Raw genomic sequence first — 24014 nt, forward strand, 5'->3', positions numbered from 1 at the left:
GAACTTGCAGGTAATTAGTTAGTCGTGGATACTTTTTCCTAACCCCCGGTGAGTACCCGATGCTTGCCAGGACTTTTCAAAGAGGAGATCCCCGCAATGCACAAGCGCATTCTCTCGGCCGTGGCGCTCGGCGCCGTGGCCACGCTCGCCCTCGCCGGCTGCGCCGGCGGCACCGACGCCGCCTCCACCGACGGCAAGGGCCAGGAGCTCACCGTCTGGATCATGAAGGGCACCAACCCCGACGCCTCCGCCTTCTACGACAAGGTGTCCGACGCCTTCGAGGAGGAGACGGGCGCCACGGTCAAGATCGAGGAGATCCAGTGGGCAGACGCCCACGACCGCTTCGTGACCTCCATCGCCGGTGGCACGACTCCCGACATCGCCGAGACCGGAACCACCTGGACCGCCGAGTTCGCCGACGCCGGCGCTCTGCTGCCGCTCGACGAGTACGTCGACGCCGAGAAGGGCCTCCGCGGCGACCTCGTCGAGGGTCTCGAAGTCGCCGGCACCTACGACGGAGAGCTGTACGGCATGCCGTGGTACGCCGGCGTCCGCTCGCTCGTGTACCGCGCCGACGTGTTCGAGGAGCTCGGACTCGAGGCTCCGAAGACGTGGGACGACATCGTCGCCGCGGGTGAGGCCATCAAGGCCGCCAAGCCCGACATGCTCCCCTTCCCCGTCCCCGGTGACGCCGAGTTCCAGGTCTACCCCTGGGTCTGGGGCGCCGGCGGCGAGATCGCCACGAAGGACGGCAAGACCTGGACGAGCGAGCTCGACAGCAAGGAATCGCAGGCGGGCATCGAGTTCTACACGGGCCTGGCCACCGAGCACGGCTTCTCCTCCGCAGGTGCCACCACCTGGAAGGAGACCGACCTCCGCGACGCGTTCACGCAGGGCAACGTCGCCATGATGCTCTCGGGCTCGTGGACGCCGAAGTCTCTCATCGAGGCGAACCCCGACCTCGAGGGCAAGATCGGCGCAGCCGTCATCCCGGGTGAAGACGGCGGCATCGCTCCCTCCGTGCTCGGCGGATCGCACCTCTCGGTCTTCAACACGACCAAGAACGCCGACCTGGCGTGGGAGTTCGTCAAGCTCATGTCCACCGGCGAGTTCGCCGAGCAGTGGTCGAACGAGACCGGGTACTTCCCGGGCGTCCAGTCCGCGATGGAAGAGGCACTGGCCTCGACCGACCCGCTGGTCGCACCCTTCGCCGAGCAGATGGTCGACGGCGGCGCATCCGTCCCGGTCACCCCGAACTTCGGCGCCGTGCAGGCGAAGAAGACGACCAACTCCATGATCCAGGCCATCCTCAGCGGGCAGAAGGACGTCGCGACCGCGACGAAGGATGCCGCAGCCGAGATGACCGAACTGCTCAACCAGAAGTAAGGAAGCACTCCTTCCATGTCGATGGTGCAAGCGCCACTGCCGGCCACGAAGGCGGAGTCCACCTCCGCCTCCGTGGCCGGCGGCCGGAAGCGACGCGGTCTCTCGATCGTCGCGGCCCGCCCCTGGCTCCTTCTCGCGCCCGGGCTGGCCATCCTCGCGGTGCTCATGCTCTGGCCGCTCATCCAGGTGTTCATCTACTCGCTGCAGGACTACGGCCTGCGCGAGATCAACACCGGGGAGAACAACTGGATCGGTCTCGACAACTACGTCGAGGCGCTCACCAACCCGACTCTCTGGACGGTGGTGCTGCCCAACACGGTCGGCTTCGCCGCCGTGGCGGTGTTCGTCACCGTCGCCGTGGGCACGCTCGTGGCTCTGCTGCTCGCGCGTCTGGGCACCACCTGGCGCGTCATCGTCTCCAGCTGCATCATGGTCGCCTGGGCGATGCCCGCCGTGACCGGCACCTACGTCTGGACCTTCATCTTCGATGCCGACCGCGGTATCTTCAACGCCGTGCTGCGTGACCTCGGTCTCATGGACGACCCGGTCAACTGGTTCACGAACCAGTGGTCGTTCTATGCCATCGTGCTCCTGAACGTGGTGCATCACGGTTTCCCGTTCGTCGCCATCACCGTGCTCGCGGGATTGCTCGGCGTCTCGAAGGAGATGCTCGAGGCTGCGGCCCTCGACGGCGCCGGCGCCTGGCGCCGATTCTGGAAGATCATCTTCCCCACGCTCAAGCCCGTTTTCTCGGTCGTGATCATCCTCTCCACCATCTGGGACTTCAAGGTCTTCGCCCAGGTGTACCTGATGCCCGGCGGTGGCGGTGGCAACCGTCAGGTGCTGAACCTCGGCGTCTGGTCGTACGTCGAGTCCTTCGGTCAGAACCGCTACGGCTTCGGTGCGGCGCTCGCCGTGCTGCTCACGCTCGTCCTGATCGGCATCACGATCGTCTACATCCGCTCCCTCATGAAGGAGGACGAGCTGTGAACCCGCGCCCGAGGCTCCGCTCCCGCATCGGAATCGGAATCGCGGTCGCCGCGGTCCTGATCTTCACGCTGTTCCCCGTCTACTGGATGGTCTCCAGTGCCTTCGACGGCAAGGCCTCCAGCGGTGGGCAGTCGCTGCTCCCGCAGGAGTTCACGTGGGACAACTTCGCGTTCGTGCTCACCGACGGCGGATTCGGCACCTACCTGCGCAACTCGGCGATCGTGGCCCTGGTCACCGTTCTCGTGAGTGCGCTCGTGTGCCTGCTCGCCGCCGTCGCGGTCGCGCGGTTCAAGTTCAAGTTCCGCACCACGATCCTGATGATGATCCTCATCGTGCAGATGGTGCCCCTCGAGGCGCTCGTCATCCCGCTGTTCCTGCAGGTCAAGAGCCTGGGGCTGCTCAACAGCATCCTCGGCCTGATGGTCGTCTACGTCGCGCTGTCGCTCGCCTTCGGGATCTGGATGCTGCGCGGCTTCGTGGCCGCCGTCCCGGTCGAGCTCGAAGAGGCCGCGTACATCGACGGTGCGAGCTGGTGGCGCATGTTCCGCTCGGTGCTGCTGCCGCTCGTGATGCCCGGCCTCGTGGCGACCAGCATCTTCAGCTTCATCACGGCGTGGAACGAGTTCATCTTCGCGATGACGATCCTCGGCGCTCAGACCGACCAGTACACGGTCTCGATCGGTCTGAAGTCGTTCTTCGGACTGCACTCCAACGACTGGGGCAGCATCATGGCCGCATCGACCATCATCACCGTCCCCGTCATGATCTTCTTCGTGCTGGTGCAGCGCAAGCTCGCCTCCGGCATGGTGGCAGGAGCGGTGAAGGGATGACCGACGACCTCGAACGTCTCGCCAACGGCGTGCTCTGGCCGGGCTTCTTCGGCACCGAAGCGCCCCAGTGGCTGCGTGACGAACTGCGTGAGGGCCTGGCCGGAGTCGTGTACTTCGGGCAGAACGTCGGCGAGGGGCTTCCGGCTCTCAGCGCGGCGATCCTCGACGCGAACCCCGATGCCCTGATCGGCATCGACGAAGAGGGCGGCAGCGTCACCCGGCTGGAGTCGGCCACCGGATCCACCGTCCCCGGAGCCGCCCAGCTCGGTCTGCTCGACGACCTCGTCGCCTCCGAGAAGACCGGTGCGGAGCTGGCCAGACGTGTGCGGGCGGTCGGCGCCAACGTGGTGCTCGGTCCGGTCGCCGACGTCAACACCGACCCCCGCAACCCGGTGATCGGCGTGCGGGCGTTCGGTGATGACGAAGCGCTGGTCTCCCGTCACGTGGTCGCGACGATCGACGGCATCCAGGACGGGGCGGTCGCCGCCTGCGTCAAGCACTTCCCCGGCCACGGCGACACCCACATGGATTCGCATCACTCGCTCCCCGAGATCACGCTCGATCTCGAGGAGTTCGAGCGGGTGCACCTGGAGCCCTTCCGTGCGGCGATCGACGCCGGAGTGGACGCCGTCATGACCGCGCACATCGTCGTCCCGGCGTGGGGGGAGCAGCCCGCGACGCTCAACCCGCGGGTGCTCGGCATGCTGCGCGAGTGGGGCTACGACGGCGTCATCATCACCGACGCGCTCGACATGGCCGCGATCCGAGAGACGGTGGGACTCGGTGGGGGAGCAGCCCTGGCACTCGCCGCCGGAGCAGACCTCCTCTGCATCGGGAACCCCACCAATCCCGGTGATGCCGCTCTTCCCGATCAGGACGAGCAGGACTTCCGTGCGGCCAGAGACGGCATCGTCGCCGCGCTGCGTGACGGTTCGCTCTCACGCTCGCGCGTCGAGGAGGCCGCCGGACGGGTCGCGGCTCTCGCGGCCAAGCTCCGTGCGGCAGCCGCTGCCGCCGACGAGGAGGAGCCGACGGACGACTTCGACGCGGCCGAGATCGTGCGCCGTGTGGTGACGGTCTCCGGCGGCGCCATCGAGGCAGCATCCGAGCTCGCCGTGATCGATGCGCGTCGCCGATCGACGCTCGCCGTCGACAGCGCCGGTTCCTACGTCGCGAACGCGCTCGCGGGGGACGGACTGCGCGTGCGCCTCGACGTGGCCTCCGCACCGGAGTCCGAACAGGATCGTGTGCTCGACGAGGTCACCGCGGCGGCAGGGACAACCGTGCTCCTGATCGATCGGCCCGATACGGATGCCGCGCAGCGTGCGCTCGTCGAACGCGCTGCTGTGCGTGATCCCCGCGCCGTCGTCGTCAACGTGGGCCTTCCCACCGTGAGTCCGTTGCCGTTGTCGACCGTGGAGGTCGCCGCAGCCAGTAGGCTCGGTGCGCAGACGGCGCGTGACGCACTCCTGGGGTGCTTCACGGCACAGCAGAGGATGACCAGCGCCGGCTGAGACAGGGATCCCTCATGGACGATGACGTTCTCGCTCGGGTGCGACGCTCGCTCCCCAAGGTGAGCGCTGCCGAGGCGCGCGTCGCGGAGACGATCCTGGGAGACCCGACACTCGTCGTCGATCTGGCCATCAACGATCTCGCCCAGCTCTGCCACACCTCGCTCTCGACGGTCGCCCGCTATGCCCAGTCGCTCGGGTACAGCGGGTACCGCGAGCTGCGGGTGGCTGTGGCACGCGCGGTCACGCTGGAACAGGCGCAGCAGGCCCGGTTCGGTCTCGACACCACGGCGATCGACCCCGACGACGGTCCGACGGCGATCGCCGCCAAGCTCGCCGCGCAGGAGATCGACGCGATCGAGAAGACGGCGCTCGCCCTCGATGCGGTCGCCCTCGACAGGGTCGCGCGTGCGGTGGTCGAGGCCCGTCACATCGATCTCTTCGGACAGGCGGCGTCATCATTGACAGCGCAGGATCTGCTGCTGAAGCTGTCGCGCATCGGCTGCTCGGTCTCGCACTCGTCGGACCCGCACCTCGCGGTCACCACGGCCTCGCTGCGGACTGCGGACGATGTGGCGATCGCGTTCTCCCACGGCGGCGAGACGGCCGAGACTCTGCGCGCGCTCGAGGTCGCCCGCGATGCCGGCGCCCTCGCAGTGGCGGTCACCAGCGCCCCCGATTCGCCGTTGGCGCTGGCTGCGGATGTCGTGCTGCTCACGCACGCGCACGAATCCCCGTTCCGGATGGCGGCCATGTCGAGCCGCATCGCTCAGCTCGCCCTCGTCGACGTGCTCTTCGTGCGCGTCGTGCAGCACCGCGGCGAGCCGGTCGCGGTCTCGCTGCAACGGACGCACGACGCAGTCCCCGCGCGCCGCCGCACCTGACCTTCCGGATTCTCCGTCCGGCCCGGGCGTCAGTCGACGTGGTCGCGGGTGCTGACCAGGGCACGCGTCGCGATGCGGTGTCCCCGCGCAAGGCTTCCCGTGAGCGACAGGCCGGTGAGGACGCCGGCGAGGAAGCCGGCCGCGAAGGCGTCTCCTGCTCCGATGGTCTCCACCACGGGGGCGTCGAGGGCGTCGCTGTCGGCGGTCTCCGTGCCGTCGAAGGCGACCGCACCATTCGGGTCGGTCACGAGCAGGTACCGCGGCCGGGGGAACAGCGAGCGCAGCCGGTGCGGGTCACTCGTTCCGAAGACGACCTCCGCATCGGTGCGCGTGCAGAACACGATGTCCGCGCGACCGGCGAAATCGGAGACGATCCTCCGACCCTCCTCTTCGCGGCCTCGCCAGAGCGCGGGTCGCCAGTTCAGGTCGAAGCTGAGCAGCCGGTCGGGGTGCCGTTGTGTGTACAGGGCCTCCTGGGCAGCGAGCGCCGAGGCAGACAGCGCGGGGGTGATCCCCGAGGTGTGCACGAGCGCCGCGTCGGCGAGGAGAGCGGATGCCACCGGCGTGGTCAGAGTCTGCGGCGAGAGCGCCGCAGCGGCCGAGCCGGCGCGGTAGTAATGCATGGTTCCGTCGACCGCGCCGTCGTCTCGAGCCGAGAGCTCTTTCACATACAGGCCGGTGGGCGCATCTCCGTCGACCTCGACTGCGGAGTCGTCGACGCCGTGGTCGCGCAGCTCGGCGGTGAGGAAGCGCCCGAAGCCGTCGTCTCCCACACGGGAGAGGACCGAGGTGCGGATGCCCGCCGATGCCAGGGCGATCGCGGTGTTCCACTCGGCCCCTGCCAGGGAACGGTGGAAGGTCCGGCATCCCTCGAGAGGACCGGCGGTGGCGGCGACGAGGGCGACCATGCCCTCGCCGAAGCAGACGGCGAGCGGGGTGGTGTCGGGCACGATCTGGACACTACCGGATCGATGTCTGTCGCGCCGATATCGGATTGCAACCTGGATGCGTTTGGCATCTGAGGATCTGCTGGGTACCGTCGAGTCATCACCGTCCCCGAGGCGAAGAAGCCTCGGGACGCGCAATGAAGCGCCCGACAGGGAAGGTCACACAATGCACCAATCAGTCAAGCGTCGGCGAGGACTCATCGCCGTAACCGGAGCCACGATCGCGGCGCTCGCCCTCGCGGGCTGCGTCGCCAGCGAGCGTGGCGATGAAGGGTCCGAGGGCTCGGGCGACGTCGACGGGACGTTCGTCTTCGCCGCCTCCTCCGACCCGGCGAGCCTCGACCCCGCCTTCGCTCAGGACGGCGAGAGCTTCCGCGTCTCGCGTCAGATCTTCGAAGGCCTCGTCGGCACCGAGCCCGGCACCGCAGACCCCGCGCCGCTGCTCGCCGAGTCGTGGGAGTCGTCGGAGGACGGCATGTCGCACACCTTCAAACTGAAGGAGGACGTCACGTTCCAGGACGGCACGCCGTTCAACGCCGAGGCCGTCTGCGTGAACTTCGACCGCTGGTTCAACTGGACCGGTCTCGCCGCGTCCGAGGCGTTCGGCTACTACTACAACAAGCTCTTCAAGGGGTACGCCTCCAACCCGGCCGACGCCGTGTACAAGTCCTGCACCCCTGACGGCGACTACTCGGTCACGATCGACCTCAACAAGCCGTTCGCCGGCTTCGTCGCCTCGCTCTCGCTCCCGTCCTTCTCGATGCAGAGCCCTTCGGCGATGCAGGAGTTCGGTGCCGACGAGGTCAGCGGCTCGGCGGAGGCCCCGCAGCTGTCCGAGTACGCGATGGGTCACCCGGTCGGTACCGGTCCCTACGCGTTCGACGAGTGGGCACCGGGCGAGCAGGTCACGCTCAAGGCCTACGACGGCTACTGGGGAGACGCCGGACAGATCGACGAGATCATCTTCCGCACGATCGACGACCCGACCGCTCGCCGTCAGGCGCTCGAGTCCGGCTCGATCGACGGGTACGACCTCGTCGGACCGGCCGACACCAAGGCCCTCGAAGACGACGGCTTCACGATGGTGTCGCGCCCGCCGTTCACGATCCTCTACCTCGCCTTCAACCAGGCGGTCCCGGAGCTGCAGGACCCGAAGGTCCGTGAGGCGCTGTCCTACGCGGTCGACAAGGACGCGCTGATCAGCCAGGTGCTCCCTGAGGGCACCCAGAAGGCGATCGAGTTCGTGCCCGAGGTCGTCAACGGCTACAACCCCGATGTAACGACCTACGACTACGACCCGGAGAAGGCCAAGGCGCTGCTGGCCGAGGCCGGATACACCGAGGCGAACCCGTTGAAGCTCACCTTCAACTACCCGGTCAACGTCTCGCGTCCCTACATGCCGGACCCCGAGCAGATCTTCACGGTGCTCTCGTCCCAGCTGTCCGAGGTCGGCGTCGAGACCACCCCGGTCTCGGAGGAGTGGGTCGAATACCTCGACCGCACCACCGGCACCACGGATCACGGCATCCACCTGCTCGGCTGGACCGGCGACTACAACGACACCGACAACTTCGTCGGCGTCTTCTTCGGCCAGCAGAGCTCCGAGTGGGGCTTCGACAACCCCGAGCTGTTCCAGAAGCTGAACGAGGCGCGCGGTGTCTCCAACCTCGAGGAGCAGACGGCGCTGTACGAGGAGATCAACGAGATGGTCGCCCAGTTCATCCCTGGCGTCCCGCTCGCGCACCCGGCGCCGACCCTGGCGTTCGACCCGCGCGTGAAGAGCTACCCCGCCAGCCCGGTGAACGACGAGGTCTTCACGGACATCGTCCTCACCAAGTAGGCCTGACCACTTGATATGTCGGCCCCCGGTCCCGCGCATTCGGCGGGACCGGGGGAACGGCGTACCTTCTGATCGACGGAGATCTTCGTGCTGCGCACCATCGGCAGGCGACTGCTGTTCCTCATCCCCACCCTGTTCGGGCTCAGCATCCTGCTGTTCGCCTGGGTCAGGGCCCTCCCTGGCGGCCCCGCGGTCGCCCTGCTCGGCGAGAAGGCCACGCCAGAGGCCGTCGCGAGAGTCAACGAGCTCTACGGCTTCGACAAGCCCCTCATCGAGCAGTACTTCATCTGGATCGGACGCCTCCTCCAGGGAGACTTCGGCACTTCCATCCAGACCAACAGGCCGGTGACGGAGGAGTTCCTCCGCCGGTTCCCCGCGACTCTGGAGCTGAGCGTCATGGCGCTCATCTTCGCCGTCGGCATCGGCATCCCGCTCGGATACTGGGCGGCACGCCGTCACGGCAAGTTCACCGACCACGCCTCGGTCGTGCTGAGCCTGATCGGCATCACCATCCCGGTGTTCTTCCTCGCGTTCATCCTGAAGTACGTCTTCGCGGTGCAGCTGGGATGGCTGCCCTCGGACGGACGCCAGAATCCACGAATAGATGCCACCCATCCCACCGGGTTCTATGTGTGGGACGGCATCATCACCGGAGAGTTCGATGCTGCCTGGGATGCGATCCTGCATCTGATCCTGCCGGCGCTCGCGCTGGGCACCATCCCGCTCGCGATCATCGTCCGCATCACCAGGGCGAGTGTGCTGGAGGTGCAGAACGCGGACTACGTGCGCACGGGGCGGGCGAAGGGCGTCGGGTCGCCGACGCTGCGCAACCGCTTCATCCTGCGCAACGCCATGCTCCCGGTGATCACCACGATCGGCCTGCAGACGGGGCTGCTGATCTCGGGGGCGGTGCTCACCGAGACGGTGTTCGCCTTCCCTGGCATCGGCTCGTTCCTGGCGAGAGCGATCTTCACCAGGGACTTCCCCGTCCTCCAAGGGTTCATCATCTTCATCGCGATCGCCTACGCGCTGATCAACCTGGCGGTGGATGTCTCCTACAGCTTCATCGATCCGAGAGTGAGGGTGCAGTGATGTCACTCCCCACCGTGCGAAAGGAGGCGGTCGCATGAGCATCGCGCTCCCACCCGCCCAGGGCCCTTCGGCCGAGAGCGGCGGCAACATCGACACCGTCGCGATCGCCCAGGCCGATCTGAAGAACGGCTCCGGCGGATTCTGGCGGGACGTGTTCCGTCGCCTCCGCCGGAATCCGACCGCGTGGATCGGCGCGGCCATCGTCGTGGCGTTCCTGCTCATCGCCGCCCTCGCGCCCCTGCTCGCTCCCTATCCGGAGACGGCGCTGCCGGGTGCGAAGTACATCACGCCCACCTACATCCCTGGCCCGGGAGAGCTGCCGCAGTTCCCTCTGGGCCTCGACCGCTTCGGCGGCGACGTGCTGTCCAAGCTCATCTGGGGCGCGCAGGCATCGCTCATGATCGGCGTCATCTCCACCGCGATGGGTCTGGTCGGGGGCATGATCCTCGGCCTGCTCGCCGGCACGTTCGGCGGATGGGTGGACACCCTCATCATGCGCATCGTCGACATCATCCTGTCGGTGCCGAACCTCCTGCTCGCGGTGTCGATCGCCGCGATCCTCGGTCAGACCCCGTTCGCGATCATGATCGCGATCGGAGCATCGCAGGTGCCGATCTTCGCTCGCCTCCTGCGCGCGTCGATGCTGCAGCAGCGTTCGAGCGACTACGTGCTCTCCGCGCAGACCCTCGGTCTCGGTCGCGGCAAGATCACCATGTCGCATGTGCTGCCCAACGCCATCGGTCCGGTGATCGTGCAGGGGACCCTGACGCTGGCCACCGCCGTCATCGATGCGGCGGCGCTGTCGTTCCTCGGTCTCGGCGGCGGACGCCCGGAGACGGCGGAGTGGGGCCGCATGCTCACCTACGCGCAGTCCGAGCTGGCCATCGCGCCGTGGCTCGCCTTCCTTCCCGGTATCTGCATCGCGGTCACCGCGCTCGGCTTCACCCTGCTGGGTGAGGCGCTGCGCGAGGCGATGGATCCCCGGACGAGGGCACGATGAACGCGCGGGAGGACGGCGCCGTGAGCGCCGCGAAGGAGAAGCAGATGTCGACCGAACCGCTGTTGTCGGTCCAGGGGCTGGCCGTGGACTTCGCCACCATGGACGGTGTCGTGCACGCCGTGGAGGGCGTGGACCTCGAGATCCGCCCCGGCGAGACCGTCGCGATCGTGGGGGAGTCCGGTTCGGGCAAGTCCACCACCGCGATGGCGATCATCGGACTGCTCGCCGGGGGCGGCAAGATCGCCTCCGGCAGCATCCGCCTCGACGGGAAGGAGATCTCGCGCGCGTCGGAGCATGAGATGCGCACGATCCGTGGTCGCGACATCGGTCTCGTGCCCCAGGACCCGATGTCCAACCTGAACCCGGTTGCGAGGATCGGCACTCAGGTGGCGGAGACGCTGCTCGCGCACGGCCTCGCCACACGGCAGAACGTGCAGACCAAGGTGGTCGAGGCTCTGACCGCCGCGGGCCTTCCCGACCCGGCGCGACGCGCGAAGCAGTATCCGCACGAGTTCTCCGGCGGCATGCGCCAGCGCGCGCTCATCGCGATCGGGCTGGCGTGCAAGCCCCGACTGCTGATCGCGGATGAGCCCACGAGCGCGCTCGACGTCACCGTGCAGCAGACGATCCTCGACCAGATCGGGCAGATGACGCGCGAGCTGGGAACCGCGGTGCTGCTCATCACGCACGACCTGGGGCTCGCGGCAGAGCGTGCGGAGCGAGTGATCGTGATGCACCGCGGCAAGGTGGTCGAGCAGGGCGATGCCCGGCAGATCCTGGAGGACCCGCAGCATCCGTACACGCAGTCGCTCGTGAAGGCGGCGCCCTCGGTCGCCGCGGCCCGCCTGCAGCCGGAGGCGTTCCGCGTGCAGGAGAGGGCAGCGGAGGCGAGCGCCGTCGCCGAGACGGCTCCCGCCGACAACATCGTCGAGATCGAGAACCTCACCAAGGTGTATCCGGTGCGCGGACGCGGGGAGGACTTCGTGGCCGTCGACGACGTGTCGCTGGTGATCCCGCGCGGCGAGACCGTGGCGATCGTGGGCGAGTCCGGCTCAGGCAAGACCACGACGGCACGGATGCTGCTCAAGGTGATCGAACCGACGAGCGGTCTGATCCGCTACGAGGGCAAGGACATCGCGTCGCTGACTCGAGCGGAGACGAAGGAGTTCCGGCAGCAGGTGCAGCCGATCTTCCAGGATCCGTACTCGAGCCTGAACCCGATGTTCACGATCGAGCGCTTGATCGCCGAACCGCTGGAGTTCTACAAGAGGGGAAGCGGCGCCGACCGACGCAGGCGCGTGCGGCAGCTGCTGGATGACGTGGCTCTGCCGCAGTCGATGCTGCGTCGGTACCCGTCCGAGCTGTCAGGTGGGCAGCGGCAGCGCGTCGCGATCGCCCGTGCCCTCGCCCTCTCGCCCGATCTGATCGTGTGCGACGAACCTGTGTCGGCGCTCGATGTGCTCGTGCAGGACCAGATCCTGAAGCTGCTCGGCGACCTGCAGAGCGAGTACGGGTTGAGCTATCTGTTCATCTCGCACGACCTCGCGGTGGTGCGACTGATCAGCGACTACGTGTGCGTGATGAAGGACGGCAAGCTCGTCGAGGCCGCCACCTCGGAGGAGATCTTCACGAACCCCCGCGACCCGTACACCCGGCGTCTGCTGGCGTCGATTCCCGGCAACGAGCTGGGCATCGCCTCCTGACGACGGTCGTCCGCCGAGACCCACCCCGCTCGTCGAGACCCATCTCCGCAGTCGTCTGCGGGGGTGGGTCTCGACACAGAAGGTGGGTCTCGGCGTCCCCGCAGGGGCACTCATACCGCAGCTTCCGAGATTGGTCAAGGACTGCGCTTGCCATGTCGCATAATCGTGCGTATAGTAGGTAGTTGCGCTCGCTTCTCCCTGCCCTCATATGGTGGTCGGCATCTGTTGAGTTCCCGGGCGCACACTCCACCTGACGACAAAGGAATCGAGAAGCCCTGCGGGGCTCACGGAGGTTATTCCCTTGGCTGCTGCTCGCAACGCATCCACATCCACCACCACCAAGAACGGACGCGGAGCATCCCGTCTTTCGTTCGCCAAGATCTCCGACACGCTGACGGTCCCTGACCTTCTCGCTCTGCAGACCGAATCCTTCGGATGGCTCGTCGGCAACGACGCCTGGAAGGCTCGTGTCGCAGAGGCCAAGAAGCAGGGTCGCACCGACGTCAACGAGAACAGCGGTCTGGGCGAGATCTTCGAGGAGATCTCTCCTATCGAGGACCTCGGCGAGACGATGCAGCTGTCGTTCACGAACCCCTACCTCGAGCCGGAGAAGTACTCGATCGAGGAGTGCAAGGAGCGTGGCAAGACCTACGCCGCTCCGCTGTACGTCGAAGCCGAGTTCATGAACCACCTCACGGGTGAGATCAAGACCCAGACGGTCTTCATGGGCGACTTCCCGCTGCAGACCGACAAGGGCACGTTCATCATCAACGGCTCTGAGCGCGTCGTCGTGTCGCAGCTCGTGCGCTCGCCGGGTGTCTACTTCGACAAGACCCCCGACAAGACGAGTGACAAGGACATCGTGTCGGCTCGCGTCATCCCGAGCCGTGGAGCATGGCTCGAGTTCGAGATCGACAAGCGCGACCAGGTGGGCGTGCGCGTCGACCGCAAGCGCAAGCAGTCGGTCACGGTCTTCCTCAAGGCGCTGGGCATGACCAGCGAGGAGATCCTCGCCGAGTTCGCCGGCTACACCTCGATCGAGGAGACGCTCGCGAAGGACACGATCGTCACCAAGGAAGATGCGCTCCGCGACATCTACCGCAAGCTCCGTCCGGGCGAGCAGGTCGCCGCCGAGGCCGCGCGCGCGCTGCTGGACAACTTCTACTTCAACCCGAAGCGCTACGACCTGGCCAAGGTCGGTCGCTACAAGATCAACCACAAGCTGGGCCTGGACCAGCCGCTGACCTCTTCGGTGCTGACCGTCGAGGACATCGTGGCCACGATCAAGTACCTCGTGCGTCTGCACGCCGGTACCGAGGAGACCTTCACGGGTATCCGCGGCGGCAAGAAGGCCGAGATCCGTCTCGCGACCGACGACATCGACAACTTCGGCAACCGTCGCATCCGCGCGGTCGGCGAGCTGATCCAGAACCAGGTCCGCACCGGTCTGTCCCGCATGGAGCGCGTCGTCCGCGAGCGCATGACCACGCAGGACATCGAGGCGATCACCCCGCAGACCCTGATCAACGTGCGCCCCGTCGTCGCCGCGATCAAGGAGTTCTTCGGAACGTCGCAGCTCTCGCAGTTCATGGACCAGAACAACCCGCTCGCGGGTCTGACGAACAAGCGTCGTCTGTCCGCGCTCGGCCCCGGTGGTCTCTCGCGTGACCGCGCCGGCGTCGAGGTCCGTGACGTCCACCCCTCGCACTACGGCCGCATGTGCCCGATCGAGACTCCTGAAGGCCCGAACATCGGTCTGATCGGTGCTCTCGCGACCTTCGCGCGCATCAACTCGTTCGGTTTCATCGAGACCCCGTACCGCAAGGTCGAGGGTGGCGTCGTCACCGACCAGATCGACTACCTGACCGCTTCCGAAGAGGTCGACTTCAACATCGCGCAGGCCAACGCCCCGCTCGATGCCAAGGGTCGCTTCATCGAGAGCCACGTCCTGGCCCGGCCCAAGGGCGGTAGCGGTGAGGTCGACATGTTCCTCCCGGAAGACATCGGCTACATCGACGTCTCGCCGCGCCAGATGGTGTCGGTCGCGACCTCGCTCGTGCCCTTCCTCGAGCACGACGACGCACAGCGCGCCCTCATGGGTGCCAACATGCAGCGTCAGGCTGTGCCGCTGCTGCGCAGCGACTCGCCGCTCGTCGGAACCGGTATGGAGGGCTACACGGCCATCGACGCCGGTGACGTCATCACCGCCGAGAAGGCCGGTGTCGTCTCCGAGGTCTCCGCAGACCGCGTCGTCGTCATGCTCGACGAGGGCGGAACGCAGGAGTACCACCTCCGCAAGTTCGACCGCTCGAACCAGGGCACGTCGTACAACCAGAAGGTCGTCGTCAACGCCGGTGAGCGCGTCGAGGTCGGAGAGGTCATCGCCGATGGCCCCGCCACCGAGAACGGTGAACTGGCCCTCGGAAAGAACCTCCTCGTCGCCTTCATGACGTGGGAGGGCTACAACTTCGAGGACGCGATCATCCTGAGCCAGGACCTGGTGAAGGACGACACCCTCTCCTCGATCCACATCGAGGAGTACGAGGTCGATGCACGCGACACCAAGCTCGGCAAGGAGGAGATCACCCGTGACCTCCCCAACGTCAGCCCGGAGCTGCTGAAGGACCTCGACGAGCGCGGCATCATCCGCATCGGTGCCGAGGTCCGCCCCGGCGACATCCTCGTCGGCAAGGTCACGCCGAAGGGTGAGACCGAGCTGTCGGCCGAGGAGCGTCTGCTCCGCGCGATCTTCAATGAGAAGAGCCGCGAGGTCCGCGACACGTCCCTGAAGGTGCCTCACGGCGAGCAGGGCACGATCATCGCGGTCAAGGAGTTCAACGCCGAGGACGGCGACGACGAGCTCGGCTCGGGCGTCAACCGCCGCGTCGTGGTCTACATCGCCCAGAAGCGCAAGATCACCGAGGGTGACAAGCTCGCCGGCCGTCACGGCAACAAGGGTGTCATCGCGAAGATCCTCCCGATCGAGGACATGCCGTTCATGGCGGACGGCACCCCGGTCGACATCGTGCTCAACCCGCTCGGTATCCCCGGTCGAATGAACTTCGGTCAGGTCCTCGAGACCCACCTCGGGTGGATCGCGAAGCAGGGCTGGAAGGTCGAGGGCACCCCGGAGTGGGCATCCCGTCTGCCGGAGCAGGCCTTCGAGGCCGCTCCCGGCACGAAGGTCGCCACCCCGGTGTTCGACGGTGCGAGCGAGGAGGAGATCGCAGGTCTCCTCGACGCGACCATCCCGACCCGCGACGGTGTGCGTCTGATCGACTCCACCGGAAAGGCCCAGATGTTCGACGGCCGCTCCGGCGAGCCGTTCCCTGCCCCGATCTCGGTCGGCTACATGTACATCCTGAAGCTGCACCACCTGGTCGACGACAAGATCCACGCACGTTCCACGGGTCCGTACTCGATGATCACCCAGCAGCCGCTCGGTGGTAAGGCGCAGTTCGGTGGACAGCGCTTCGGTGAGATGGAGGTGTGGGCCCTCGAGGCCTACGGCGCCGCATACGCGCTCCAGGAGCTCCTCACGATCAAGTCCGACGACATCCTCGGCCGCGTCAAGGTGTACGAGGCGATCGTCAAGGGCGAGAACATCCAGGAGCCCGGCATCCCCGAGTCCTTCAAGGTGCTCATGAAGGAGATGCAGTCGCTCTGCCTGAACGTCGAGGTCCTCTCGGCCGACGGCACGCTGGTGAACCTCCGCGACACCGACGATGAGGCGTTCCGCGCCGCAGAAGAGCTCGGTATCAACATCTCCAGCCGCTTCGAGGCCGCCTCGATCGACGAGATCTAATCCGCAGGTGTGCCCGGGATCCAACTCCCGGGCACACCCCCGCAGACTTCTCAAAACGAATTTCCGACACAGGAGAACTAGTGCTCGAGTCCACAACTTTCGATGAGCTTCGCATCGGCCTGGCGACCGCAGACCACATCCGCGCGTGGTCCTACGGCGAGGTCAAGAAGCCCGAAACCATCAACTACCGCACCCTGAAGCCGGAGAAGGATGGTCTCTTCGGAGAGCAGATCTTCGGCCCGTCCCGCGACTGGGAGTGCGCCTGCGGCAAGTACAAGCGTGTCCGCTTCAAGGGCATCGTCTGCGAGCGCTGCGGCGTGGAGGTCACCAAGAGCTCCGTCCGTCGCGAGCGCATGGGTCACATCGAGCTCGCCGCTCCCGTCACCCACATCTGGTACTTCAAGGGCGTGCCCTCGCGTCTGGGCTACCTGCTCGACATGGCGCCGAAGGACCTCGAGAAGGTCATCTACTTCGCCGCCTACATGGTCATCTCGGTCGACGAGGAAGCTCGTCACCGTGACCTGGGCACGCAGGAGAACAACATCCGTCTCGAGCTGAAGACGCTCGGCGACCGCCGCGATGCCAAGATCGCGGAGCGCCTGGCCAAGCTGGAGGAGGAGCTCGCCGCTCTCGAGGCCGAGGGTGCCAAGGCCGACGCCAAGAAGAAGGTCAAGGACGCCGCCGAGAAGGAGATGTCGCTCATCCGCAAGGGTGCCGACGAGGCGATCCTGAAGCTGGAGCGCGTGTGGGAGGACTTCCGCACCCTCGAGGTCGGTGCCCTGCGCCCGGAGGACGACGTCTTCCACGAGCTGCAGGACCGGTTCGGACAGTACTTCGAGGCCTACATGGGTGCCGAGTCGATCCAGCGCCGCCTTGCGGCCTTCGACCTCGTCGCCGAGGCGGAGAACCTGCGTCTGCAGATCTCCGAGGGCAAGGGTCAGCGCAAGATCCGTGCGATCAAGCGCCTCAAGGTCGTCAGCTCGTTCCTCGAGACCGGCATGAGCCCGGCCGCGATGGTCCTCGACGTCGTCCCGGTGATCCCGCCGGAGCTGCGCCCGATGGTCCAGCTCGACGGTGGCCGCTTCGCGACCAGTGACCTGAACGACCTGTACCGCCGCGTGATCAACCGCAACAACCGTCTTCGTCGTCTGATCGACCTCGGTGCCCCCGAGATCATCGTCAACAACGAGAAGCGCATGCTGCAGGAGGCCGTCGACGCGCTGTTCGACAACGGTCGCCGTGGTCGCCCCGTCACCGGTACCGGCAACCGTGCCCTGAAGTCCCTCAGCGACATGCTGAAGGGTAAGCAGGGTCGTTTCCGCCAGAACCTGCTCGGAAAGCGTGTCGACTACTCCGGCCGTTCGGTCATCATCGTCGGCCCGCAGCTGAAGCTGCACCAGTGCGGTCTGCCCAAGCAGATGGCTCTGGAGCTCTTCAAGCCGTTCGTCATCAAGCGCCTGATCGACCTCGGTCACTCGCAGAACATCAAGGCGGCCAAGCGCGCCGTCGAGCGCACCCGTCCCGAGGTCTGGGACGTGCTCGAGGAGATCATCCGCGAGCGTCCGGTGCTGCTCAACCGTGCACCCACGCTGCACCGTCTGGGCATCCAGGCGTTCGAGCCTCAGCTCGTCGAGGGCAAGGCCATCCAGCTGCACCCGCTCGTCTGCGCGGCGTTCAACGCCGACTTCGACGGTGACCAGATGGCTGTCCACCTGCCGCTGTCGGTCGAGGCTCAGGCCGAGGCCCGCGTGCTGATGCTCGCGTCGAACAACATCCTGAAGCCGTCTGACGGTCGTCCGGTCACCCTGCCTTCGCAGGACATGATCATCGGCCTCCACCACCTGACCACGGTCAAGGAGGGGGCAGCCGGTGAGGGACGTGCGTTCGGTTCTGTGGGCGAGGCGATCCTGGCCAAGGACGAGGGTTCCCTCGACCTGCAGGCGAAGATCCGCATCCGCATCCCCGGTCTGACCTTCCTCGAGGGCGAAGCTCCCGAGGGCTACGAGCGTCACGGTCTCGTCGACGCCTCGCTGGGTCAGGCGATCTTCAACGACACGCTGCCCAAGGGCTACCCGTTCGTCCGCGAGCAGGCTGACAAGAACAAGCTGTCGCAGATCGTCAACAAGCTGGCCGAGGAGTACCCCAAGGTCGAGACGGCTGCGTCGCTGGACCGCATCAAGGACGCCGGTTTCTACTGGGCCACGCGCTCCGGTGTGACCGTCGCCCTGAGCGACATCCTCACCCCGCCGAACAAGGCGGAGATCGTCGCCGGCTACGAGAAGCAGGCCGCGAAGGTCCAGTCGCAGTACGAGAAGGGTCTGACGACCGACTCCGAGCGTCGCCAGGAGCTCATCAAGATCTGGACCGAGGCGACCGACGAGGTTCAGGCCGCCATGAAGGCGAACTTCCCCGAGGACAACACCATCAACCGCATGGTGTCGTCGGGTGCTCGTGGTAACTGGCTGCAGATCCGGAACATCGCCGGTATGCGTGGTCTGGTGAACAACCCCAAGGGTGAGATCATCCCGCGTCCGATCATCTCCTCGTACCGCGAGGGTCTGTCGGTTGCGGAGTACTTCATCGCGACGCACGGTACCCGTAAGGGTCTGGCCGACACCGCTCTGCGTACCGCCGACTCGGGTTACCTGACCCGTCGTCTGGTGGACGTCTCGCAGGACGTCATCATCCGCGAAGAGGACTGTGGCACGTCGAAGGGCCTCGAGCTCCCGATCGCCGCTCCGAACTCGCAGGGTGAGCTCGTGCGCGACGCGAACGTCGAGAACTCGGTGTTCGCTCGTACGCTGGCCTCCGACGTCGTGAACGAGTCGGGCGAGGTTCTCGCCTCGGCCGGTGACGACGTGGGCGACGTGCTGATCGACAAGCTCGTCGGACTCGGTGTCGAGAGCATCAAGGTGCGCTCGGTCCTGACCTGCGACTCTGCTGTCGGTGTCTGCGCGCAGTGCTACGGCCGTTCGCTCGCGACCGGTAAGACGGTCGACATCGGAGAGGCCGTCGGCATCATCGCGGCACAGTCGATCGGTGAGCCCGGTACCCAGCTGACGATGCGTACCTTCCACACGGGTGGTTCGGCATCGGCGGATGACATCACGCAGGGTCTTCCCCGTGTGCAGGAGCTCTTCGAGGCGCGTACCCCCAAGGGTGCGTCGCCGATCGCCGAGGCCGATGGCCGCATCACGATCGACGAGACCGACAAGGGCAAGAAGGTCATCCTCACGCCCGACAGCGGTGATGAGCCGGTCATCTACCCGGTGCTGAAGCGTGCGACGCTTCTCGTCGAGGACGGGCAGCACGTCACGGTCGGTCAGCCGATCCTGGTGGGCACGCTCGACCCCAAGGAGATCATGCGCGTCATGGGTGCTCGCGAGGTGCAGCGTTACCTCGTCGGCGGCGTCCAGGGCGTGTACCGCTCGCAGGGTGTGCCGATCCACGACAAGCACATCGAGGTCATCGTCCGCCAGATGCTCCGCAAGGTCACCGTCGTCGATCACGCCGACACGACCCTGCTGCCGGGTGAGATGGTCGACCTCAAGCGCTACCAGGCGATCAACCGCGAGGCTGTGGCAGAGGGCAAGCGCCCCGCGTCGGGCCGTCCGGAGCTGATGGGTATCACGAAGGCGTCGCTCGCGACCGAGTCGTGGCTGTCGGCCGCCTCCTTCCAGGAGACGACCCGCGTGCTCACCGAGGCTGCGATGCAGGGCAAGCGCGACCCGCTGGTCGGTCTCAAGGAGAACGTCATCATCGGTAAGCTCATCCCCGCCGGAACCGGTCTCTCGAAGTACCGCGACGTCACGGTCGAGGCCACCGAGGAAGCCAAGAGCGAGCGCTACCCGAACCGGATCTTCGCATCCGACGGCGCGTACGCTGACGGTGACTTCGGCTACGTCGACTTCGACGCGTTCTCGACGGACGACATCACCCCCGGTACTTACAACTGAGTACTGAGTGACGGAGAAGGCCCCAGGCGATTCGCCTGGGGCCTTCTTCGTGCCCTGGCGCAGTCGCGTGGCGCCTGGCAGCCGCGCGGTGGACGCGGTCAGTCGAAGAGGTGCTCCACGATGCTCGAGGTGTACCCGCTCGGCGCCAGGTTCGAGTAGCGCGTGTCGATGAGCACATCCTCCCGCCAGAAGAGGGTGCGGCCGTCGGTCACCGGGTACTGCGCATTGGGCCACGTCTTCTCACAGCGCGTGCCGCCGTCCGGGGTGAAGCAGGAGAAGCCCTCATCGTTCGCGAGAGCGTTCAACATGTCGAGCGCGGGTCCGCGATTCATCCGGGAGATCGTGGTCGTGAGACCGGTCGTGTCGGCGCCCGGGTCGGCCCAGATGCACGTCAGAGTGCCGTCGGAGCCCACGCCGGAAGGGCCGAAGGCGGCGTCGTTGAGCGGTGTCTCACCGAGCTCGGCCAGGACGGCGTCCGACAGGATCGCACGGCAGTCGGTCGGGAGCGCGACGGGGGCGCTGGTCGGCGTGGGGCTGGGCGATGGGGAGCCTGTCTGCTCGGGGTCGGCCGTCTCGCTCCCTGTCGGGCTCGGCGAAGCGCTCGCGCCGCCCGTCTGCGGGGTGCAGGCGGTCAGTGCGACGAGGAGGAGGAGTGCCGCGGCAGCGCCGGTGAGTCGGGGCTTCATGGCCACACCGTACTGCGCATCGGTGTCGGGATGACAGAGGATCGCGGTGTTGCCGTCGGCTCCCCGTGCCGCGATAGTGTCGGCGGGTGAGCAACCAGACTTCTTCCGCCGGTTCCGTGGTCGTGATCGGCGATGCCTTGATCGATGAGATCCGCGACGATTCGGGGGTGCGCGAGCTCGTCGGCGGTGCCGCACTCAACGTCGCCGTCGGACTGCGGCGCCTGGGAGTCGTGACGACGCTGATCGCGATGGTGGGAGACGACGAGGCCGGCGCGCACATCCGCGAATACCTTTCCGATCACGGCGTGAGGCTGATCGGGAGTGAGGCCCCGCTCGGGTCCTCGCGGGCGATCGTGCAACGCGCGGCGAACGGTGAGCCGCAGTACGTCTTCAACGACGCCGCACAGAAGCGCAGCATCCGGTACTCCGACGAGGCTCGACAGGCGATCGCCGACGCCGGGCTCGTCGCGATCAGCTGCTTCCCCTTCGATGTGCCGGTCGAGGTCGACGCCCTGACCGATGCCCTGGCGGACGCGCGCGTTGCCGTCGACCCCAACCCGCGCACCGGAATGCTCAGCGACCGTGAGGAGTTCGTCCGCGGATTCGAGCGGCTCGCGGCTTCGGCCGCCATCGTCAAAGTCGGCGCGGATGACGCGGCGATCCTCTACGACGGCGACCTCGACGCCCTGCGCGTCCGTCTGCGGGCCCTCGGCGCTGCTGCCGTCCTTGCGACCGCGGGTGCCGATGGCGCCACAATTGATGCGGATGCCGGTATCGTCTCTGCGCCCATCGCGCAGCTTCCCGGTGTCGTGATCGATACCGTCGGCGCAGGGGACGCGACTCTCGCGGCGGTTTCCGAGGGCCTGGTCACCGCGTCTCCGTCCGACCTGGGGGAGTGGCGTGCACTGCTGCTGCGCGCGATGGACGTCGCCGCCGCGACCTGTCGCGCCGAGGGTGGTCTGCTGCGGACGCCCGAGTCGTTGGAGGACTCCAGGCGCGGCGCGAACGGCAGCTGACCGTTCGATTTCTTGCACCCGCCTCCGGCAGGTATGCTTGTCTCTCGTGCCCCCGGTTGGCTGTCCAAGTCGGACGGGTGCGCTCTGGCGAGTTACCCAAGCGGCCAAAGGGATCTGACTGTAAATCAGACTGCTCAGCATTCGGGGGTTCGAATCCCTCACTCGCCACCAACACCTCCGCGGAACACTGCGGAGCTCGAAGGCCCACGCGATCGCAGCGGGGGCCTTCTCTCGTCTCGGTAGCCTTCACCGTGAATAGGGTGGTCATATGCCACCGACGACCTGTGCTCGCCCCGACCTCCGAGATCGTTCGTGACCACGCCCGCGGGTTGGCATGTCGACGACAAGGGTGCGACCCGGTGGTGGGACGGTTCCCGGTGGGGTGAGGACTCTCCGGTCGCAGCGCCATCGACCGAGTTCCCCTCGGTCCCGGAGGGGACGAGCACGACCACGGTGTGGGTGTGGCTGATCGTGCTCCTCCCCGTGCTGAGCGCGATCGCCACCATCGGCTACCTCGTGCAGATGCAGCAGGGAATGTTCGACATGCTTGCGGCCGTGCCGCTGGACGACTCATCGTCACTCGACGTGGAGAGACTCATCGCCGCGGAGCTCAACGCCATCCTCACGCCGTGGTACCTGGTCCTGACGCTGTCGGGCTGGGTGATCTACGGGCTTTCCGTCTGGTTCGCCGCCCTCGATGCCCGACAACTCACCGCGAGAGGGTTCGACCGGCCCTTCCCCTGGGTGTGGACCTTCCTGTCCTCTCTCGTCTACGTGATCGGCCGACATGTCGTGATCCGTCGACGCGGAGGGCGGACTCTGGCGCCGCTGCTGGTGACGATCGCGATCCAGGTCGTCGTTCTTCTCGCTGCATCCGTCTGGGCATCCGTGTTCGTCGCCCAGACGTTCGAGACCGTGTTCTGGATGGTCACGACGCGGCAAATGTGACGTGGCCCCGGGACCGCGAACGATTCATAGACTGGAGCGATGCGACCGCTCACCGAAGCCGACGTCCGCGCATCGTTCGTCAATGCGGATGCCGACGAACTGCGCCTCATGGAGATGCCGCACGACTTCCTGCTCGTCGATTGGGACTACCTCGACTTCTTCGCCTGGCAGGATCCGGGTGCGAGCCGTCGAGGTTACGTGGTGATCCCTCACGACGACGAGGTGGTCGGCATCGTGCTGCGCGCGACGGAGCCCGGCCGCGCCCGGTCGGGCATGTGCAACATCTGCCACACGATGCAGCCCGGCAACCAGGTCGCGCTCCTCTCCGCACGTCGGGCCGGTGAAGCGGGCAGGCGCGGTGACTCGTTCGGCACCTACATGTGCGCCGACCTCTCCTGCCACGAGAATGTGCGCCTCGCCCACCCGCTCGCGCCCAACGAGGTGCGCACTCCGGGGCAGGTCGACTTCCGCCTGGACGGCACCCGTCGGCGGATGGAGAGCTTCGTCTCGCAGGTCTGGGAGCGGGTCTGATCGCGGTTACGCTGGTCCCACACGTCCTGCGCTCGAAGGAGAAGCCATGAGTGATGCCATCCTGTTCGCCGTCGAAGAGGGAATGGCCCGGCTGACGCTGAACCGCCCCGCTCGCCTCAACGCCTTCAACGCCGACCTGGCGCACGCCTGGAAGGATGCGACGGCCGAGGCGACCTCGAGGGCCGACGTGAAGGCGATTCTCATCGATGCCGCCGGCCCCGCGTTCTGCGCCGGTGGCGACGTGATCGACATGGCGACGACGATGGGGGCGTCCGGTGGGGAGATCACCGCGCTCGCCGAGGTCATCAACTCCGGTATCCGCTCGCTCACGGAGTCTGCAGTGCCCGTCGTGGCGGCGGCCCACGGCACGACCGCAGGCGGAGGCCTCGGCATCCTGCTGTGCAGCGACTACGCCGTCGTCGGCTCACGGTCGAAGCTCGGCAGCCTCTACGCGAACATCGGTCTGACCCCGGATCTGTCCGTCTCCGCTCAACTCGCCCGCGCCGTGGGCCAGCGCCGCGCCCTGCAGCTCGTGCTGCAGGACCGACTGCTCTCATCGGCGGAGGCCGTGGAATGGGGGCTCGTCGCCGAAGCAGTCGAGGGCGCGGACGCCGTCTCCGAGGCGGAGAGCGTGCGAGCACGCGGTGAGGAGATCGCGCGGTTCTGGCTGGCAGGGGCTGCCGAGGCCTACGGTCAGGCGAAGCGGTTGGTGCGCTCCCAGCCCGAGCGCTCCTTCGTCGAGCAGCTGAGCGAAGAGGCGCGTTCGATCGGTGCGGCTCTGGAGACGCCCGACGCGCAGGCCAGGGTCGCGGCCTTCGCCGCGGCGTCGGCGAAAAAGGCGGGCTGACGACCTCTCCTGCCCAGGCGCGGGGGAGGAGCGAGGTTCCCC

At 66.9% G+C, this 24014-nt stretch carries 17 protein-coding genes and 1 tRNA gene; 16 read left to right on the forward strand and 2 right to left on the reverse strand.

Annotated features, from left to right (window positions below; translation table 11 throughout):
* Positions 1-96 precede the first annotated feature (96 nt).
* Genes D514_RS20675 through D514_RS20695 form a run of 5 tightly spaced genes read left to right on the forward strand, consistent with a single transcriptional unit; the run spans position 97 to position 5601 of the window.
* Positions 97-1386 carry a sugar ABC transporter substrate-binding protein gene (locus tag D514_RS20675; protein WP_017828169.1) on the forward strand — a complete coding sequence of 430 codons (1290 nt, stop codon included), beginning with the start codon at positions 97-99 and terminating at the stop codon, positions 1384-1386.
* Between the two features lie 15 nt (positions 1387-1401).
* On the forward strand, positions 1402-2376 hold the full coding sequence (locus D514_RS20680; RefSeq protein WP_017828170.1) for a carbohydrate ABC transporter permease: 975 nt from the start codon (positions 1402-1404) through the stop codon (positions 2374-2376).
* Entirely contained in the window at positions 2373-3206 is an 834-nt protein-coding gene (locus tag D514_RS20685; RefSeq protein WP_017828171.1) for a carbohydrate ABC transporter permease, read from the forward strand. Before D514_RS20680 ends, D514_RS20685 begins: the two co-directional genes overlap by 4 nt.
* On the forward strand, positions 3203-4720 hold the full coding sequence (locus tag D514_RS20690; RefSeq protein WP_017828172.1) for a glycoside hydrolase family 3 N-terminal domain-containing protein: 1518 nt from the start codon (positions 3203-3205) through the stop codon (positions 4718-4720). The genes D514_RS20685 and D514_RS20690 overlap by 4 nt, the downstream gene beginning before the upstream one ends.
* 14 nt (positions 4721-4734) lie before the next feature.
* Complete coding sequence (locus D514_RS20695) at positions 4735-5601, forward strand: MurR/RpiR family transcriptional regulator (protein ID WP_017828173.1); 867 nt, start codon at positions 4735-4737, stop codon at positions 5599-5601.
* A gap of 29 nt (positions 5602-5630) precedes the next feature.
* Here D514_RS20695 and D514_RS20700 read toward each other — a convergent pair whose 3' ends face one another.
* Positions 5631-6551 carry a sugar kinase gene (locus D514_RS20700; protein WP_017828174.1) on the reverse strand — a complete coding sequence of 307 codons (921 nt, stop codon included), beginning with the start codon at positions 6549-6551 and terminating at the stop codon, positions 5631-5633.
* A 163-nt stretch (positions 6552-6714) separates the two neighbouring features.
* On the opposite strand from D514_RS20700, the gene D514_RS20705 reads away from it, so the two are divergent.
* The 6 genes from D514_RS20705 (at position 6715) to rpoC (ending at position 19944) form a co-directional block, all read left to right on the forward strand.
* The gene (locus D514_RS20705; protein ID WP_017828175.1) at positions 6715-8388 is read left to right on the forward strand and encodes an ABC transporter substrate-binding protein; all 1674 of its coding nucleotides are present in this window, start codon (positions 6715-6717) and stop codon (positions 8386-8388) included.
* Positions 8389-8475: 87 nt separating this feature from the next.
* Entirely contained in the window at positions 8476-9480 is a 1005-nt protein-coding gene (locus D514_RS20710) for an ABC transporter permease (protein ID WP_017828176.1), read from the forward strand.
* A 34-nt stretch (positions 9481-9514) separates the two neighbouring features.
* The gene (locus D514_RS20715; RefSeq protein WP_017828177.1) at positions 9515-10480 is read left to right on the forward strand and encodes an ABC transporter permease; all 966 of its coding nucleotides are present in this window, start codon (positions 9515-9517) and stop codon (positions 10478-10480) included.
* Positions 10477-12183, forward strand: coding sequence for an ABC transporter ATP-binding protein (locus D514_RS20720; RefSeq protein ID WP_017828178.1), 1707 nt, complete (start codon positions 10477-10479; stop codon positions 12181-12183). The genes D514_RS20715 and D514_RS20720 overlap by 4 nt, the downstream gene beginning before the upstream one ends.
* 301 nt (positions 12184-12484) lie before the next feature.
* Positions 12485-15988 carry a DNA-directed RNA polymerase subunit beta gene (locus tag D514_RS20725; protein WP_017828179.1) on the forward strand — a complete coding sequence of 1168 codons (3504 nt, stop codon included), beginning with the start codon at positions 12485-12487 and terminating at the stop codon, positions 15986-15988.
* An 80-nt stretch (positions 15989-16068) separates the two neighbouring features.
* The gene (rpoC, locus tag D514_RS20730; RefSeq protein ID WP_017828180.1) at positions 16069-19944 is read left to right on the forward strand and encodes a DNA-directed RNA polymerase subunit beta'; all 3876 of its coding nucleotides are present in this window, start codon (positions 16069-16071) and stop codon (positions 19942-19944) included.
* 98 nt (positions 19945-20042) lie between these two features.
* On the opposite strand, the gene D514_RS20735 is transcribed toward rpoC, so the two are convergent.
* Positions 20043-20630, reverse strand: a complete 588-nt coding sequence (locus D514_RS20735; RefSeq protein WP_017828181.1) for a hypothetical protein — start codon at positions 20628-20630, stop codon at positions 20043-20045.
* An 86-nt stretch (positions 20631-20716) separates the two neighbouring features.
* On the opposite strand from D514_RS20735, the gene D514_RS20740 reads away from it, so the two are divergent.
* The 5 genes from D514_RS20740 (at position 20717) to D514_RS20760 (ending at position 23972) form a co-directional block, all read left to right on the forward strand.
* Entirely contained in the window at positions 20717-21646 is a 930-nt protein-coding gene (locus tag D514_RS20740) for a PfkB family carbohydrate kinase (protein ID WP_017828182.1), read from the forward strand.
* An 86-nt stretch (positions 21647-21732) separates the two neighbouring features.
* A tRNA-Tyr gene (locus tag D514_RS20745) sits at positions 21733-21817 on the forward strand.
* Between the two features lie 141 nt (positions 21818-21958).
* Positions 21959-22594: a hypothetical protein gene (locus D514_RS20750; RefSeq protein ID WP_017828183.1), complete on the forward strand. Its 636-nt coding sequence runs from the start codon at positions 21959-21961 to the stop codon at positions 22592-22594.
* A gap of 39 nt (positions 22595-22633) precedes the next feature.
* Positions 22634-23125, forward strand: a complete 492-nt coding sequence (locus D514_RS20755; protein WP_017828184.1) for an FBP domain-containing protein — start codon at positions 22634-22636, stop codon at positions 23123-23125.
* 46 nt (positions 23126-23171) lie between these two features.
* Positions 23172-23972: an enoyl-CoA hydratase/isomerase family protein gene (locus D514_RS20760; RefSeq protein WP_017828185.1), complete on the forward strand. Its 801-nt coding sequence runs from the start codon at positions 23172-23174 to the stop codon at positions 23970-23972.
* Positions 23973-24014: the final 42 nt, after the last annotated feature.

Source organism: Microbacterium sp. UCD-TDU (genome assembly GCF_000340625.1).
GTDB classification, from domain to species: domain Bacteria; phylum Actinomycetota; class Actinomycetes; order Actinomycetales; family Microbacteriaceae; genus Microbacterium; species Microbacterium maritypicum.